This window comes from Salinispora vitiensis (assembly GCF_000378825.1).
Lineage (GTDB): Bacteria > Actinomycetota > Actinomycetes > Mycobacteriales > Micromonosporaceae > Micromonospora > Micromonospora vitiensis.
Map to the genome: position 1 here is coordinate 2,461,644 of NZ_KB900388.1, position 15,597 is coordinate 2,477,240.

Here is a 15,597-nt window from a genome sequence, read left to right on the forward strand (position 1 = left end):
GGTAGCCACAGTGGGGCAATCAGCCCTCCGCCATCAGCTCCTTGGCCTTCTTCTCCAGGTCGTCCAGGCCACCGCACATGAAGAAGGCCTGCTCGGGGAAGTGGTCATACTCACCCTCACTGATCTTCTTGAACGCCTCGATGGTCTCCTTGATCGGGACCGTCGAGCCCTTCATGCCGGTGAACTGCTCAGCGGCGTAGGTGTTCTGCGACAGGAAGCGCTCGATCCGGCGCGCCCGGCCGACCGTGAGCTTGTCCTCCTCGGAAAGCTCCTCAATACCCAGGATCGCGATGATGTCCTGCAGGTCCTTGTACCGCTGCAGGATCCGCTTCACCTCGGTGGCCACCGTGAAGTGCTCCTGGCCGACGAACTCCGGGGCGAGGATCCGGGACGAGGACGCCAGCGGGTCCACCGCCGGGTAGATGCCCTTGTCGGAGATCGAACGCTCCAGGTTGGTGGTCGCGTCCAGGTGGGCGAAGGTGGTGGCCGGCGCCGGGTCGGTGTAGTCGTCGGCGGGCACGTAGATCGCCTGCAGCGACGTGATCGCCTGCCCCCGGACCGAGGTGATCCGCTCCTGGAGCTCGCCCATCTCGTCGGCGAGCGTGGGCTGGTAACCCACGGCGCTCGGCATCCGGCCGAGCAGCGTGGAGACCTCGGAGCCAGCCTGGGTGAACCGGAAGATGTTGTCGATGAAGAGCAACACCTCCTGCTTCTGCACGTCCCGGAAGTACTCCGCCATGGTCAGCGCGGAGAGGGCGACGCGGAGGCGGGTGCCCGGCGGCTCGTCCATCTGGCCGTAGACCAGCGCGGTCTTGTCGATCACGCCGGACTCGGTCATCTCGGCGATCAGGTCGTTACCCTCGCGGGTCCGCTCACCCACCCCGGCGAAGACCGAGGTACCACCGAAGTTCCGGGCGACCCGGGTGATCATCTCCTGGATCAGCACCGTCTTGCCCACGCCGGCACCGCCGAACAGACCGATCTTGCCACCCTTGACGTACGGGGCGAGCAGGTCGATGACCTTGATGCCGGTCTCCAGCATCTCGGTCTTCGGCTCCAGGTCCGCGAAGGCCGGGGCCTTGCGGTGGATCTGCCAGTGGTCGTCCGGGCTGAGCGTCTCACCCGGCTCCAGGTTGAGGCACTCGCCGATCGCGTTGAACACGTGGCCCTTGACCGTGTCACCCACGGGGACCGTGATCGGCGACCCGGTGTCCCGCACCTCCACCCCGCGGACCAGACCGTCGGTCGGCTGCATGGAGATGGCGCGGACCAGGTTGTCCCCCAGGTGCTGGGCGACCTCCAGGGTCAGCGTCTTCTCGCCGCCGGAGAGGGTCACGTCCACGTGCATGGCGTTGAACAGGTCCGGCATCGCGTCGCGCGGGAACTCGGCGTCGACGACCGGGCCGATGACCCGGACCACGCGACCGGTGGCCGCGTTGGTGCCGGCCGGCCCATCAGCAGTAGCGGAAACAGTCATCACACTTCACTTCCCGACGCGGCCAGCGCGTTCGCGCCGCCGACGATCTCGCTGATCTCCTGGGTGATCCCGGCCTGGCGGGCCGAGTTCATCTCGCGGGTGTACTTCTCGATCATCTCTTCGGCGTTGTCGGTGGCGCTCTTCATCGCCCGCCGCCGCGACGCCGACTCACTCGCCGCCGACTCGACCAACGCCGCGTAGATCCGCGTGTTGATGTACTTCGGCAGCAGCGCGTCGAGGAGCGCCTCCGCCTCCGGCTCGAATTCGTAGGCCGGCAGAATGCCCTCGGAACGGGGCTTGTCCTCGATCTGCATCGGTCCGAGGATCCGCGGTACCGGCACCTGGGTCATCAGGGACTTGAACTCGGTGGAGACGATGTGTAGCTCGTCCACACCGAAGACCCCGTCCGGCCCCGGATCCCCGTCGCCGTCGTCCACGCCGGCGGTGAACGCCTTGATCAGCGTCTCACCCACCTCCCGGGCGTCGGCGAAGGTCGGCTGCTCCGAGAAGCCGGTCCAGCACGCCGTCATCGGCCGGTTACGGAACCGGTAGTACTGCACGCCCTTGCGGCCGATGACGTAGAGCGAGGGCTCCTTGCCATCGGCGCGCAGCCGGGCGAGCAGCGACTCCGCCGTCTTGATGGCGTTGGAGCTGTAGCCGCCGGCCAGGCCCCGGTCACTGGTGACCAGCAGCACGCCGGCCCGCCGCACTCGCTCCCGGGGAGTGAGGAGCGGATGGTCGATCCGCGTGTTGGACGCCAGCGCCGTGAGCACCTCGGTGATGGCCCGGGAGTAGGGCAGGGAGGCCGCCACCTGCTCCTGGGCCTTGGCGATGCGGCTCGTCGCGACGAGCTCCATCGCCTTGGTGATCTTCTTCATCGACTTCGCCGCGCGGATGCGTTGGCGGAGTACGCGTACCTGGGCGGCCATCGGTCAGCTTCCAGCCGGACGGTCGGTCGGCTCGTCCTGGAACCGGGTAACCGTCTCCCGGTCCTCCACACCAGCCAGCGGCTCGGCGGCCGGCTCGTTGATCCGCCGCTCGTCCTCCTTGCCCAGGAAGAGCTTCTTGAAGTCGCTGATCGCCGCGTCCAGGGAGGCGATGACGTCGTCGCCCCAGGTGCCGCCCGCGATCTGCGCGAGGATCCCCTCGTGCTTGTGCCGCAGGTACTGCAGGAACTCCGACTCGAAGCGACGGATCTCGCCGACCGGGATGTCATCCAGCTTGCCCTCGACACCGGCCCAGACCGAGACGACCTGATCCTGCACCGGGAAAGGCGAGTAGTTCGACTGCTTGAGCAGCTCGACCAGGCGGGAACCCCGCTCCAGCTGGGCGCGGGAGGCCTTGTCCAGGTCCGAGGCGAAGGCGGCGAACGCCTCCAGCTCACGGAACTGGGCCAGGCTCAGCCGCAGGGAGCCGGCGACCTTCCGCATCGGCTTCACCTGCGCGGCGCCGCCGACCCGGGAGACCGAGGTACCGACGTTGATCGCCGGCCGGACGCCCTGGTTGAACAGGTCCGTCTCCAGGAAGATCTGGCCGTCGGTGATGGAGATGACGTTGGTCGGGATGAACGCCGAGATGTCGTTCGCCTTGGTCTCGATGATCGGCAGACCGGTCATCGAGCCGCCGCCCATCTCGTCGGAGAGCTTCGCGCAGCGCTCCAGCAGCCGGGAGTGCAGGTAGAAGACGTCACCCGGGTACGCCTCGCGGCCCGGCGGGCGACGCAGCAGCAGCGACACGGCACGGTACGCCTCGGCCTGCTTGCTCAGGTCGTCGAAGACGATGAGGACGTGCTTGCCGCCGTACATCCAGTGCTGCCCGATCGACGAGCCGGTGTACGGGGCGAGGTACTTGAAGCCGGCCGGGTCGGACGCCGGGGAGGCCACGATCGTGGTGTACTCCATCGCGCCCGCCTCCTCCAGCACGCCCTTGATCGAGGCGATCGTGGAGGCCTTCTGGCCGACGGCGACGTAGATGCAGCGGACCTGCTTCTTCGGGTCGCCGGAGCGCCAGTTGTCCCGCTGGTTAAGGATGGTGTCCAGGGCGACAGTGGTCTTACCGGTCTTCCGGTCACCGATGATCAGCTGGCGCTGGCCCCGGCCGATCGGCGTCATCGCGTCGATGGCCTTGATACCGGTCTGCAGCGGCTCGTCGACCGACTTCCGGGACATCACGTTCGGTGCCTGGAGCTCCAGCTCCCGGTAGCCCTCGTTCGGGATGTCGCCGAGGCCGTCGATCGGCTCGCCGAGCGCGTTTACCACGCGGCCGAGGAAGGCGTCGCCGACCGGGGCCGAGAGCACCCGGCCGGTGCGCTTGACGCGCTGCCCCTCCTCGATGCCGGCGAAGTCGCCGAGGACGACGACACCGATCTCCCGGACGTCGAGGTTCAGCGCCACACCGATCGTGCCGTCTTCGAACTCGAGCAGCTCGTTGGTCATGGTCGAGGGCAGGCCCTCGACGTGGGCGATGCCGTCGCCGGCGTCAGCGACGGTGCCGACCTCCTCGCGGGACACGTCGGCGCTGTAGGAGGAGACGTAGCGCTCCAGGGCGCCGCGGATCTCCTCCGTCGAGATGGTCAGCTCGGCCATCCTCTGCTTCCTTAAGTATCAGGGGCCCGGGATACCTAGTACCGACCGGTCCGAATGACGTCTAGTCAGGCGCTGGCGCGGCAGTTCCGGCTCAGCGCTTTGCGAGCGCGTTACGGGATTCGTTGAGGCGGCGCAGGACGGTGCCGTCGTACAGGTCGGAGCCGACCTGGACGCTGACTCCACCGAGAACCTCGGGGTTGACCGACTGCTTGACGGTCACCTCGCGACCGTAGATGGCAGAGAGGCGGGCGACCAGGCGCTGCTCCTCCTCCGCACCCAACGGGGCCGCGACGGTCACGTACGCCACCTGCCGGTCCCGCTGGTCGGCGGCGAGCTCGACCAGCCGGGTGAGCGCCCCGACGAAGGAGCGCCCACCGAACCCGCCGAGCGCCACCTCGACCAGCCGGACGGTGACCGGGCGGGCCTTGCCGGCGAGCAGTTCACCGGCGAGGGTGGCCCGCTGCGCGGCCGGGGCCGCCGAGTCCGACAACACGTTGGAGAGCGCCGACTGGCCGGCCACGACCTGACCGAAACGGAACAGCTCGTCCTCGACCTCACCGAGGTCGCCCGCCTTGTCGGCGGCGGCCAACAGCGCGGCCACCCCGAGCCGCTCGGCACCGTCGAGGAGTTCCGACGAGGCCGACCAGCGGTGGGAGACCAGCGTGGTCAGTAGGTCGAGCGCGTCCCCGCCGACCTTCCCGCGGAGAATTCCGGCGAGCAGCTCGGCCCGGTCCGCACCGGAGCGGGCCGGGTCAACGAGGGCCCGGCGCAGCCGTGGCTCGCGCCGGAGCAGGTCGGCGACGGAGAGAAGGTCCTCGGCGGTGGCGGCCACCGCCGAAGACTCCGCGCCCCGGACGTACGCGTCGAGGCGGTCGGCCGCGATCTTGTACGACTCCCGGCTGGTGGCGGCCTGCATCAGCGGGCCCCCGCGCTCTCGAGACCGTCCAGGAACCGATCGACCGTGCCGGCCCGGCGTGCCTCGTCGGCGAGCGACTCGCCAACGATCTTGCTGGCCAGGTCCACCGCGAGCGTGCCGACCTCGGTGCGCAGCTCGCGCACGATCGTGGTCCGCTCGGCGACGAGCTGCTCCTTGCCCGCGGCGATGATCCGGTCGGACTCCTCCCGCGCCTTGGCGAGGATGTCCTGCCGGATGCCCTCCGCGTCGGCTCGGGCGTCGTCCCGGATCCGGGCCGCCTCGGTGCGGACCTCGGCCAGCTGGGCCCGGTACTGCTCGAGCAGCTGGTTGGCCTCGGCCTGGGCAACCTCGGCGCGCTTGAGGCCACCCTCGATCGCGTCTACCCGCGCCTGGTACATCGTCTCCATGCGCGGCATGACGTACTTCAGCATCACGAAGACGAGTAGGGCGAAGGCGACGGTCCCGACGACGAGCTCTTGCCAGATCGGCAGGATCGGGTTGTGCCCTTCGGCGGCGAGATACATGTCAGACCTCCGGGTCGGGGAAGGGTACTCGTCAGCTCAAGGCGAAGGCGAGCACCAGGCCGAAGAGGGCGAGCGCCTCGACCAGCGCGAAGCCCAGGACCAGCCAGGTGCGGTTGAAGCCGGCGGACTCCGGCTGGCGGGCGCTGGCCTGGATGTAGGCCGCGAAGACCAGCGCAACACCGATACCGGGGCCGATGGCGGCGAGGCCGTAGCCGACGGTGTTGAGGTTGCCTTCCAGGGCGGCGAGAACGTCCATTGCGGGTATTCCTCCTAGCTCACACGTGAGGGCTCACGTGTTCGGGGTTTGTACCAGAAAGCTTGGTCGGGCCGGGCAGCCCGCCGAGCGGGATCTCAGTGCTCCTCGGCCAGCGAGGTGCCGACGTAGTTAGCGGTCAGCGTTACGAAGACGTACGCCTGCAGCACGGCCACCAGCACCTCGAAGAAGGCCATCACGATCGCCATCACGAAGGAGAAGACCGAGGTCACCTGAACGAAGAGGTTGTCCGCGGAGAGCATCACGAAGCCACCGACGGTGAAGACCAGCAGGAGCAGGTGACCGGCGAACATGTTGGCGAAGAGCCGGAGGGCCAGGGTAACCGGCCGGTTGATGAAGTTCTGCAAGAACTCGATCGGGACCAGCAGGAAGTGCATCGGCCACGGCACGCCCGGGATGATCAGGGTCATCTTGAGGTACTTGAAGAGACCGTGCTTGCGGACCCCGACAGCGAGATAGAGCACGTAGGAGATCGCGGTGAGCACGATCGGGAAGGCGATGTGCGAATTCGGCGAGATCTGCAGCCCGGGAACGATGCTGAAGATATTGGTGAGCAGAATAAAGCTGAACAGCACCGTGAAGTAGGGGGCAAACCGGATGCCGGCATTGCCCATCTGTTCCCGGGTGATGTTGTCCCGAACTAGCCCGTAGACCGACTCGGCCAGCCACTGCCCCTTGCTGGGGACCAGCTTTGGGTTCCGGTAGGCGGTCATGTAGAAGATGATCACCAGCCCGACGGCCAGCCAGACCATGAGGGTGAACTTCGTGACCCACGGTCCAGCCACCGCTGGCGGGTAGAAGTCATTGACGCTGGGGGGCCAGGGAAGGTCCTGGGCGACGACCAGCTGTCCGCTCACCGTGTCATCCTCCACACTCGACAGACCGGCGCGTGCCGACACTCAGGCACCGAGCCTCTTCATGATCAGGTAGATCGCTGCGGCTGCGCCGAGCATCATGCCGACGGCGATCCCCACGCCGGCCGGCACGCCGAGGAAGCCCTCTGCCAACCAGCCGAGAAATCCCCAGACCAGGATGCCGGCGAGGAGGTAGCCAAGCACGGCACCCGCTACACCCTCCGACGAGTGCGCGTCGGACGGTTCGCGGTCTGGGTTGTCGGCCATTACGACGCGTACATTAGCAGCCGTAACACGCAGGAGTGTGCGGCACCCCCCACACTGCAGGATGGCGTGCGGGCGGCGGCTGGCGCATCAATCCGGGCTAGCCTACTCCTGTCCGACACGCCGCACAGGACATCAAAACGTCGGGTAGGCGCCAGTCGTCCGCCTTGGGGTGCCCGCCGACGCCACTCAGCTCCGCGACGAGTCGACTGTGGGTAGCGGAGCGCGGAGCGCCCAGGTCAGGTGGGCGGCCGTCCAGACCACCACGGCGACGATGATGGCCACCCCCAGGTCCGGCAGCCCGGCCCAACCGGTCGCGGCGACCGCCGCCATCGCCACGCCCAGCAGCACCATCTTCGTGACGTAGGTGACCAGCCCAACCGACATGATCAGCTGCGGGCTGACCGCGTCCGCCCAGGCCACCGAGAGACCGGAGACCAGATAGCTCACGACAACGAGCGCGATCCCCGCCGCCACCGCGACCGCGGAGGTCGCACCCCGGACGGCCGCCGCGACCGGTACCGCGGCGACCGCGAGGAGGGCACACGCGGCCAGGGGCAGCCGCAGGTACGGCAGCCGCGCACGGATCGCGCCCGGCTCGCCCGCGGCAGGATCGGTCCGCCGCGGCTGGTCGTCGTCCCGCCCCCGGGCGGTCGGCGTCGTCTCGGTGCTCACAGCACCACAGTCTATTGCTCCCCGCGCCGGTGGCCGCGCGACGCCAGGTGCGGCGGTGCGACGGGGCACACCGGCAGGCGACTCCCGCGCCCCGCGGGCGGGACCGCGCCGCACCGCGGCGAGAACGTCCGTCCCGGTGGCGGCACTCCTACTGCCCGGTCCGAGCCTGAGTGACGTCGAAGGCGGTTACCTGGCTCGGCGGGACGAAGTCCCGAACCGGCTGCCCCCGCAGCGCGACGGACATCAGCTCCGCCACCCCGTCGGCCATCCGCGCCTGGACCGCGTGCCCCACCGCATCGCGGGGCTCATCCGGATTGGTGGCGATCGCCGCCACCGCGAGCTGCGGCGTGAACGCGACGAAGGATTCCGTGCCGTACCCCTCTGAACTGCCGGTCTTACCGGCAACCGGACGTCCCAGCTGGGAGCGGAACTCCTCCGCGGTCCCCCCCTCACAGCCCCGGTACATCGACTGGTCCCCGACCGGGCAGCGGGCGGCATCCACCGCCGCCCGGGCCACGTCCCGGTCCACGACCTGCCGGCAGTCCGGCGACCCCGCCGCGACCGGCCGCCCGGCCGCGTCGGTGATCCGCACCACCGGTAGCGGCGCGCACCACCGGCCCTCGGCCGCGATGGTGGCGTACGCGTTCGCCAGGTCCAACGGAGTCGTGGCCGAGACCCCCAGGGTGAACGGGCCCCACGCCTGGGCACCGTGCCGGGCCAGCTGCTCGTCGCTGGGTGCCCGGAACTTGATGCCCAGCCGCTCGGCCATCTCCACCACCCGATCCGCGCCGGCCTGCTCGGCCAACCAGGCGAAGTACGTGTTGACCGACTTGCCGAACGCGCTCCACATGGTGTGCTCGCCCCGGACCAGCGGGCTGGCGTTGCGGGGGCACCACCTGCCGTCGCAGCTCACCGGACCGCTGACCGGGAAACCGGTGACGATCCGGTCGGGCGCGTCAAACACGGTGTTCAACGGCAACCCCGACTCCACCGCGGCCAGTACGGTGAACAGCTTGAATGTGCTTCCGCCCTGGTAGCCCTGGATCGCGCCGCCCCCCGCGACCAGCTGGTTGACCGTGTTCGGGCGGTTCTTCCACCCGGCCGGGTTCGGCGCCACCCCGTAGGTACGGTTGACCGCCATCGCGAGCACCCGCCCGGTGCCGGGCTGCACCACGGCGGTGGGCAGCGCGTGCGGATGCTCCGCCGAATAGATCCGCCGCACCTGCTCAATCGCGGCCTGCTGCACCGCCGGGTCCAGGGACGCCACGATCTGGTAGCCGCCCCGACGCAGGGCGAGCTGCCGCTCGTCAACCGTCGATCCGAACGCCTCCTGCGAATTCCACCAGCGGGTGAACCAGTCGCAGAAGAAGCCCCAGTCGTTCTGCTCCGCCGGCACCGCCGCGCAGTCGTTCGGCGTCTCGGTCGGACGCAGCCGCAGTGGTTCGGCCGCCACCCGGGCCGCCTCCTCCGCCGCGAGCTGACCGGCCTCGACCATCTGGTCCAGCACGTACGCCCGGCGTTCCAACGCGGCATCGGCATCCCCGTTGATCGGGTCGTCGGTGTGCGGAGACTGGACCAGTCCGGCGAGCAACGCCGCCTCGGCCAGGTTCAGGTCCGCCGGGGACTTGGTGAAGTAGCGCTTACTCGCTGCCGCCACCCCGTACGCACCGGCACCGAAGTACGCGATGTTGAGGTACCGGGCGAGGATCTCGTCCTTGCCCAGCTCCCGCTCCAGCGCCAGCGCGTACCGCACCTCCTGCACCTTGCGCGCGGGGGTGACCTCGGTGGCGGCCCGGCGCTGCTCCTCGGTTAGACGGGGGTCGCTGGACAGCACGTTGCGGACGTACTGCATGGTCAGGGTCGACGCCCCCTGCTGGACCACCCCGCCGCGCTGGTTGGCGGTAAAGGCCCGGACCACGCCCCGCAGGTCCACCCCCCGGTGCTGGTAGAAGCGGGCATCCTCAGCGGCGAGGATCGCCTGACGCATCACCGGGGCAACCTCGTTCAGCGGCACATCCACCCGGTCCTCCTGGTAGAAGGACGTGATCAACGTACTGCCGTCGTTGGCGTACAGGTTGGACCGCTGGGGGGTCGGCGGCGTCCGTAGGGTGTTCGGCAGCTCGGTGTAGGGCGCGGCGAGCGCCGAGAGGCCGACCCCGTACACCAGGGCGGCGGGCAAGGCCGCCACCGCGAGCCCGAGACCGGCCAGCAGGCCGGCGAGCAGGACTGTCATCAGCTTGTTCAGGCGTGCCCGGGACATCAGCTCTCCCCGCAGGAGCCGGCAGGACCCGTCCAGAATGACCTGAATGCGCCTCTTGTCCGTCTCGTTCCTCGGCGAGTAACCCGGGTGGGTTACGGCAACAACGCCGCCGTCAACGGACGCACCGTCGCCTCCACCTCGTCCGCGACCCGGCCGAAACACTGGTCGCCCCGGCCCCACGGGTCGTCCAGGTCATCGGTGGGCAGTGGCTCGGCCCCAGCCCGAACGGCGTCGATCGCCTCCACCAGCGCCACACCCCGCGCGTAGACGGCAGCCGGGTTCGCTCCGGCCGCCGGCAGACCAGCCAGGTCCACCACGGGCAGCAGACGGCCGAACTCACCCAGCACGAAGGTGCGGGAAACCGCGTCCGGCCGCAACACCGACACGAACTCCTGCTGGTCGGCGGTCGCGGTGAGCACCAGGTCAGCGCCGTCGATGTGCTCCGAACGCAGCTTGCGGGCCGCGAAACCATCGGTGCCACCGCCCCGCCCAGTCACCTGTCGGGCCGCTGGCGGGTTCATCTCCTCACCGGCGTGCCAGCCGCCGGTGCCGGCGCTGTGACTGTGCAGCAGCTCGTCGGCGCGCCCCGGTACGGCATCGCCGCGCCGGGCCAGCTGCTCCTGGACAGCCAGGACCAGCAGCCGCTCCGCCATCGGCGAGCGACAGATATTGCCCATACAGACGTGGAGAACGGTAAACGGTGGCACTCAGGCCACCCGGTTCGAGTCGATTTCCGGCACCACATCCCGCAGCCGGTCCAGCTCGATCGCACCGGCCCGGAGCAGCTGGGGCACCGGCCCGGTCAGGTCCACGATCGTGCTCGGCACCGGATCAACCGCCGGACCCGCCTCCAGGTACGTGCGCACCGAGTAGGCGAGCTGTCCACGGGCCGCCTCCGCGGTGGTCGCCGCGGGCAGCCCAGCCGTATTCGCCGACGCCACCGCCATCGGGCCGGTCTCCCGGAGGACCTCCAGCGCGACCGGATGCAACGGCATCCGCACCGCGACCCGGCCCGCGGTCTCCCCCAGATCCCAGCGCAGACTGGGCGAGTGCTCGACCACGATGGTCAGCGCACCCGGCCAGAAGGCCGCCACCAGGTCCCGGGCCGCACTGGGCAACGAGAAGACCAGCCCGTCCAGGGTGTGCCGGGAACCGATCAGCACCGGTGGCGGCACCGGCTGACCGCCCTTGGCGTCGAGCAGGGCCTTGACCGCGTGCGGAGCGAACGCGTCCGCCCCGATCCCATAGACCGTGTCGGTCGGCAGGACGACCAACTCGCCGTCGCGGATCGCCTTGATGGCTGCCGCGATGCCGCGGTCCCGGTCGACGGGCGACCGGCAGTCGTAGAGCATCACGAGCAGCAGTCTGCCACGCCCGCGTCCGGGCGGTGTGCCGGCCATACCGGGGTGGCGGGAGACACGCGCTCCACCCCTACCCCGGAGGTGGGCGAGTTCACCGGCCTAGCCGCCAACGCCGCCGGGCTCGGGCGGGTTCCCGCCGTCACCGCCGGGCCCTCGCGGGTCACCGCCGTCCCCACCGGACCCTCGCGGGCCCCCGGCCTCCCGACGCCGGGCCGCGGTAGCGAATCGGGGGCGGCCGGCGAGGTCGGCGTGCTCGGCGATCGAGTCGTACCGGCCATCCCCGGCCAGCAGCCCGGGCACCGCCGCACCCTGCGTGTCGTCGTGTTCGATCCCGAGCCGGCCCCCGGGCCGCAGCAACAGCGCGGCCCGGGACACCACCGGCCGGATCACGGCCAACCCGTCCGCGCCGGCGAAGACCGCAGACGCCGGATCGTGCCGGCCGACCTCCGGCGGCACCACCACGTCCGCCGGCACGTACGGCGGGTTGCACAGCAACACATCCACCCGGCCCAGAAGGTCGTCGAGCAGTTCCGGCGCCGCGACATCGGCAACCACCACCTCAACCGGCCGATCGCCGGCAGCGGCCCGGCTGGCCGCGTTGCGCCGCAGCCACGACAGCGCCGCCGGGGAACGCTCCACCGCGACCACCCGGGCCGCCGGTACCTCCTGCGCCACCGCCAGGGCGATCGCCCCGGAGCCGCTGCACAAGTCCACAACCAGCGGCGCCGCCTCCCGGCGTGCCTGCTCAACACCCCACCCGGCGAGTAGCTCCGTCTCCGGGCGAGGCACAAAGACGCCCGGCCCGACCGCCAGGTCGAGATGCCGAAAGGGGGCGCTGCCGGTGAGGTGCTGCAACGGTTCCCGGCCGGCGCGGCGCGCCACCAACGCGTCGAACCGGCGACGCTGTTCCAGGCTCAGCCCGTCGGCCAACGCCAGCCGTCCCCGCGGTACCCCCAGGACGTACGCGGCCAGCACCTCCGCCTCACCCCGGGATCCCTCCACCCCGGCATCGGCCAGCACCCGGGCGGCCCGGACGACCGCCCGCGTGGGTCGCTCCCGGTTCGTCCCTTCGGACGGCTGTTGCGCCAAAAAGCTCACGCCATAATCATGAAGCGTCACGCAACCAACCACGAGCCGGTGCGGTCAGACGCACACAGACAGGAGGTCGCGGGTGGGTTGGCTGGACCAAGTCAGCGACCAGGTTGACACCCTGACCCGGGCACGCGGGTTGCAGGAATCGAGCCGCTCCGCCGAGGCGTACCGCATCCTCTCGGAGGTGCTCGCCACCACCGACGACCGATACGCCCGGGCCGACGCCCTGGTACAACGCCTTTCCGCGGTGGTCAACCTGGGCCGGACCGCGGAGTACACCCGGGCCATCGAGGAGGCCACCACCGCCGTCCGGGACCTCGCCGAGCCGTACCCGCACGGGCACCTCCACGCGCTCGCCGCGCTCGCCGCCCACCACCAGGGCGCGCTGGACCGGTGTGTCATGCACCTGGTACGGGCCGCTCGCGCGCTGGGCGCCGTCAGCGACCCCGACCGGGACACCGCCTGGGGCTGGCACGACCTCGCGATGGCCTACTCCTACCTCAGCTTCCACGGATACGCGCTGGGTGCGATCGAGCGGGCACGACAGCTCGGGCTCGCCGCCGGCATCCCGGCGGAGACCTTCGCCGCCCCCGGCATCCGACTGCGCAACGCCGTCGCGCTGGACCACACCGGCGACAGCGACGGCTGCCTGCGGGTCCTCCGCGACATCGGCAGCGACCTGAGGCAGTTCCTGCAAGCCGGACAGGCCGGACGGCTCCGCCCCAGCAGCCTCGCCGCGTACGGCTACGCCGCAGCGCGGCAGGCCGCCCTGGGTGACCGGTTGGAGGTGGGAACGGACGCCGCTCCGGCCCGACTGCTGGGCCACGGCGGCGACAGTGCCCGGGCGCGGGACATGCGCCAACTCGGCGGGGTCTGCCTGGCCATCGCGGCCGACCGCCCGATCGAGGCGGTCAGCCGACTGGACACCGTGCAGGTCTCCACCGAGACCCTGGGCGCGGCCGAACCCGATCGGCTCCGCAGCATCGCGCTGGGCCGGGCCGGTGAGCACGTCGCCGCCCATCGGGTCGACCGGCGGGCGTTCCGGCTCGCCGCGCAACGCAACGATCGACTTCGGGACGTCTACATCGACGGAATCGCCGCTCGCATCGACCACGAGGAGATGCGCCGCGAGGCCGCCCGCTTCGAGGGAGAGGCGCTGACCGACCCGCTGACCGGGCTACCCAACCGACGCCGGCTGGAACGGCACATCGCCGCCGTGATGGCCCAGGGGGAACGGGTGGTGATCGGCGTCTGCGACCTGGACGGGTTCAAGGCGGTGAACACCTACCACGGACACCACTCCGGCGACCTGGTCCTGCAGCGCATCGCCGGAGTGGTCAACCGGGTGATGCGGCGAGACGACTTCGTAGCCCGCTACGGCGGCGACGAGTTCGTCGTGGTGCTACCCGGTACGGACATGGCCGAGGCCCAGGAGGTGGCGCGCCGGATCAAGTCCGCCGTGCGGACCGAGGACTGGGAATCGCTCGTGCCCGGCACCCCGGTCGGGGTCAGCATCGGCTTCGCCGAGGTGGCCGCCACCGGCACCGACCTACCGGACGCACTGAGCGTCGCCTTCGAGACCGCCGACCGGGAGATGCTGCGCGCCAAGACCCGCCCCCGCGCCTCCTGACAGCCACCGAGCGGGCCCGCGTACCGTCCGCGGGGCGCTGCCCGGGGCGGGCGGGGCGCTTGCCCGGGCCGGGCGGGTCAGCGGCGCCCCAACTCCACGTTGCCGGCCAGCCGGGCCGCCCGGTCGGCCTCGGCGAGCGCCGCCAGCACGCCGTCCAATTCTCCGGCGAGAGCCAGGTCCAGGTTGTACGCGGTGTAGCCGATCCGGTGGTCGGTGATCCGGTTCTGCGGGAAGTTGTAGGTGCGGATCCGCTCCGAGCGGTCCACCGTCCGGACCTGTGCCTTACGCGCGTCGGAAGCGGCGGCGTCGGCCTGCTCCTGCGCCACCGCCAGGAGTCGGGCCCGCAGGATCCGCATCGCCTGCTCGCGATTCTGCAACTGGGACTTCTCGTTCTGGCAGGAGACGACGATGCCGGTCGGCAGGTGGGTGATCCGGACCGCGGAGTCGGTGGTGTTCACCGATTGACCACCGGGACCAGAGGAGCGAAACACGTCGATCCGAAGCTCGTTCGGGTCGATCGTCACGTCGATCTCCTCGGCCTCCGGCAGCACCAGTACGCCGGCGGCGCTGGTGTGGATGCGTCCCTGCGACTCGGTGACCGGCACCCGCTGCACCCGGTGCACCCCGCCCTCCCACTTGAGCCGGGACCACACCCCGTTGCCGCCCTCCGGCACTCCCTTGCACTTGATGGCGAGTGAAACGTCCTTCACCCCGCCTAGGTCGGAGTCCTGCGCGTCGATCACCTCGACCAGCCAGCCACAGCGCTCGGCATACCGGGTGTACATCCGCAGCAGGTCGCCGGCGAAGAGCGCCGACTCCTCGCCCCCCTCCCCCGCCTTGATCTCGACGATGACGTCCTTGGCGTCGTGCGGGTCCCGCGGGATCAGCAGCTCGGCGAGGCACTCCTCCAGCGCCGGCAGGGTCGCCGCGATCGCCTCGGCCTCGGCGGCGAAGGCCGGCTCCTCGGCGGCCAGCTCCTTCGCCGCCGTCAGGTCGGCTCGGGCCTGCGCCAGCTCGGTGGCGGCCTTGTGCAGCGGCACCAGCTCCGCGTACCGACGGCCCACTCGGCGAGCCGCGTTCTGGTCGGCGTGAATAGCCGGGTCGGCCAGCCGCCGTTCCAGCTCCGCGTACTCGTCGAGGAGGGTGGCCAGACGCTCGCTACTCATGGACAGCTACTCCTTCGACAACGGCGCTGGACGGCGATGCCCCGGGCCGCCGGGGCGGAATACGGACGACGCCCGCGCCCGGCAAAAAACCGGACACGGGCGCCGACCGGGGCGTTACTTGCCCTTCTTGGCCTGAACCTTGGCGTACTTCTGCTGGAACTTGGCCACCCGGCCGGCGGTGTCCAGAACGCGCTGCTTACCGGTGTAGAACGGGTGGCAGGCGCTGCACGTCTCCACGTGGATGGAACCGCCCTTGGCGGTGCTGCGGGTGGTGAAGGTGTTACCGCAGGAGCAGGCGACCTCCGTGGTCGCGTACTCCGGGTGGATGTTGGGCTTCATGTCGCCTCGGTCCTCTCGTTGGTGGTCGCCGGGTCGCCCGGCCGCAGGTGTACGACGGATGGGCGTGAACCGGAACCGGTGGCCGACGAACCAGTCTGCCACGGGGTCACGTCGGCTTGGCAGGCGGGCCGTGCCACAGCACTGGCAGCGTAAACGTCGGCCCGTACCACCGCATTCCCC

General features: G+C 70.4%; 16 protein-coding genes. 1 reads left to right on the forward strand and 15 read right to left on the reverse strand.

Going from position 1 to position 15,597, the window contains the following annotated elements:
* Nucleotides 1–19 precede the first annotated feature (19 nt).
* The 13 genes from atpD to prmC form a co-directional block, all read right to left on the reverse strand.
* Nucleotides 20–1,477: a F0F1 ATP synthase subunit beta gene (gene atpD / locus SALPAC2_RS0111365; protein WP_018216779.1), complete on the reverse strand. Its 1,458-nt coding sequence runs from the start codon at nt 1,475–1,477 to the stop codon at nt 20–22.
* The gene (locus tag SALPAC2_RS0111370) at nt 1,477–2,406 is read right to left on the reverse strand and encodes a F0F1 ATP synthase subunit gamma (protein WP_018216780.1); all 930 of its coding nucleotides are present in this window, start codon (nt 2,404–2,406) and stop codon (nt 1,477–1,479) included. Before SALPAC2_RS0111370 ends, atpD begins: the two co-directional genes overlap by 1 nt.
* Nucleotides 2,407–2,409: 3 nt before the next feature.
* Nucleotides 2,410–4,062, reverse strand: coding sequence for a F0F1 ATP synthase subunit alpha (gene atpA, locus SALPAC2_RS0111375; RefSeq protein ID WP_018216781.1), 1,653 nt, complete (start codon nt 4,060–4,062; stop codon nt 2,410–2,412).
* Nucleotides 4,063–4,153: 91 nt separating this feature from the next.
* Entirely contained in the window at nt 4,154–4,978 is an 825-nt protein-coding gene (locus SALPAC2_RS0111380; protein ID WP_018216782.1) for a F0F1 ATP synthase subunit delta, read from the reverse strand.
* On the reverse strand, nt 4,978–5,502 hold the full coding sequence (locus SALPAC2_RS0111385; protein WP_018216783.1) for a F0F1 ATP synthase subunit B: 525 nt from the start codon (nt 5,500–5,502) through the stop codon (nt 4,978–4,980). Before SALPAC2_RS0111385 ends, SALPAC2_RS0111380 begins: the two co-directional genes overlap by 1 nt.
* Nucleotides 5,503–5,533: 31 nt before the next feature.
* Nucleotides 5,534–5,758, reverse strand: coding sequence for an ATP synthase F0 subunit C (gene atpE, locus SALPAC2_RS0111390; protein ID WP_018216784.1), 225 nt, complete (start codon nt 5,756–5,758; stop codon nt 5,534–5,536).
* Nucleotides 5,759–5,853: 95 nt separating this feature from the next.
* Nucleotides 5,854–6,675, reverse strand: coding sequence for a F0F1 ATP synthase subunit A (gene atpB / locus SALPAC2_RS0111395; protein ID WP_018216785.1), 822 nt, complete (start codon nt 6,673–6,675; stop codon nt 5,854–5,856).
* Nucleotides 6,676–6,897 carry an MATE family efflux transporter gene (locus SALPAC2_RS0111400; RefSeq protein ID WP_018216786.1) on the reverse strand — a complete coding sequence of 74 codons (222 nt, stop codon included), beginning with the start codon at nt 6,895–6,897 and terminating at the stop codon, nt 6,676–6,678. It abuts the gene before it with no gap.
* 186 nt (nt 6,898–7,083) lie between these two features.
* Nucleotides 7,084–7,569 (reverse strand): hypothetical protein, encoded by a 486-nt coding sequence (locus SALPAC2_RS0111405; RefSeq protein ID WP_018216787.1) that lies wholly within the window; start codon nt 7,567–7,569, stop codon nt 7,084–7,086.
* A 148-nt stretch (nt 7,570–7,717) separates the two neighbouring features.
* Complete coding sequence (locus SALPAC2_RS0111410) at nt 7,718–9,829, reverse strand: transglycosylase domain-containing protein (RefSeq protein WP_018216788.1); 2,112 nt, start codon at nt 9,827–9,829, stop codon at nt 7,718–7,720.
* A gap of 92 nt (nt 9,830–9,921) precedes the next feature.
* On the reverse strand, nt 9,922–10,536 hold the full coding sequence (locus tag SALPAC2_RS0111415; protein WP_026184639.1) for an arsenate reductase/protein-tyrosine-phosphatase family protein: 615 nt from the start codon (nt 10,534–10,536) through the stop codon (nt 9,922–9,924).
* Entirely contained in the window at nt 10,537–11,181 is a 645-nt protein-coding gene (locus tag SALPAC2_RS0111420; RefSeq protein ID WP_026184640.1) for an L-threonylcarbamoyladenylate synthase, read from the reverse strand. It lies immediately after the preceding gene.
* A gap of 108 nt (nt 11,182–11,289) precedes the next feature.
* Nucleotides 11,290–12,288 carry a peptide chain release factor N(5)-glutamine methyltransferase gene (gene prmC, locus SALPAC2_RS0111425; RefSeq protein ID WP_018216791.1) on the reverse strand — a complete coding sequence of 333 codons (999 nt, stop codon included), beginning with the start codon at nt 12,286–12,288 and terminating at the stop codon, nt 11,290–11,292.
* A gap of 73 nt (nt 12,289–12,361) precedes the next feature.
* Here prmC and SALPAC2_RS0111430 point away from each other — a divergent pair, with 73 nt between their 5' ends.
* On the forward strand, nt 12,362–13,912 hold the full coding sequence (locus SALPAC2_RS0111430; protein WP_018216792.1) for a GGDEF domain-containing protein: 1,551 nt from the start codon (nt 12,362–12,364) through the stop codon (nt 13,910–13,912).
* Between the two features lie 77 nt (nt 13,913–13,989).
* Here SALPAC2_RS0111430 and prfA read toward each other — a convergent pair whose 3' ends face one another.
* Both prfA and rpmE read right to left on the reverse strand, forming a co-directional pair.
* Nucleotides 13,990–15,078 (reverse strand): peptide chain release factor 1, encoded by a 1,089-nt coding sequence (prfA, locus tag SALPAC2_RS0111435; RefSeq protein WP_018216793.1) that lies wholly within the window; start codon nt 15,076–15,078, stop codon nt 13,990–13,992.
* A gap of 114 nt (nt 15,079–15,192) precedes the next feature.
* On the reverse strand, nt 15,193–15,417 hold the full coding sequence (gene rpmE, locus SALPAC2_RS0111440; RefSeq protein ID WP_020608437.1) for a 50S ribosomal protein L31: 225 nt from the start codon (nt 15,415–15,417) through the stop codon (nt 15,193–15,195).
* Nucleotides 15,418–15,597: the final 180 nt, after the last annotated feature.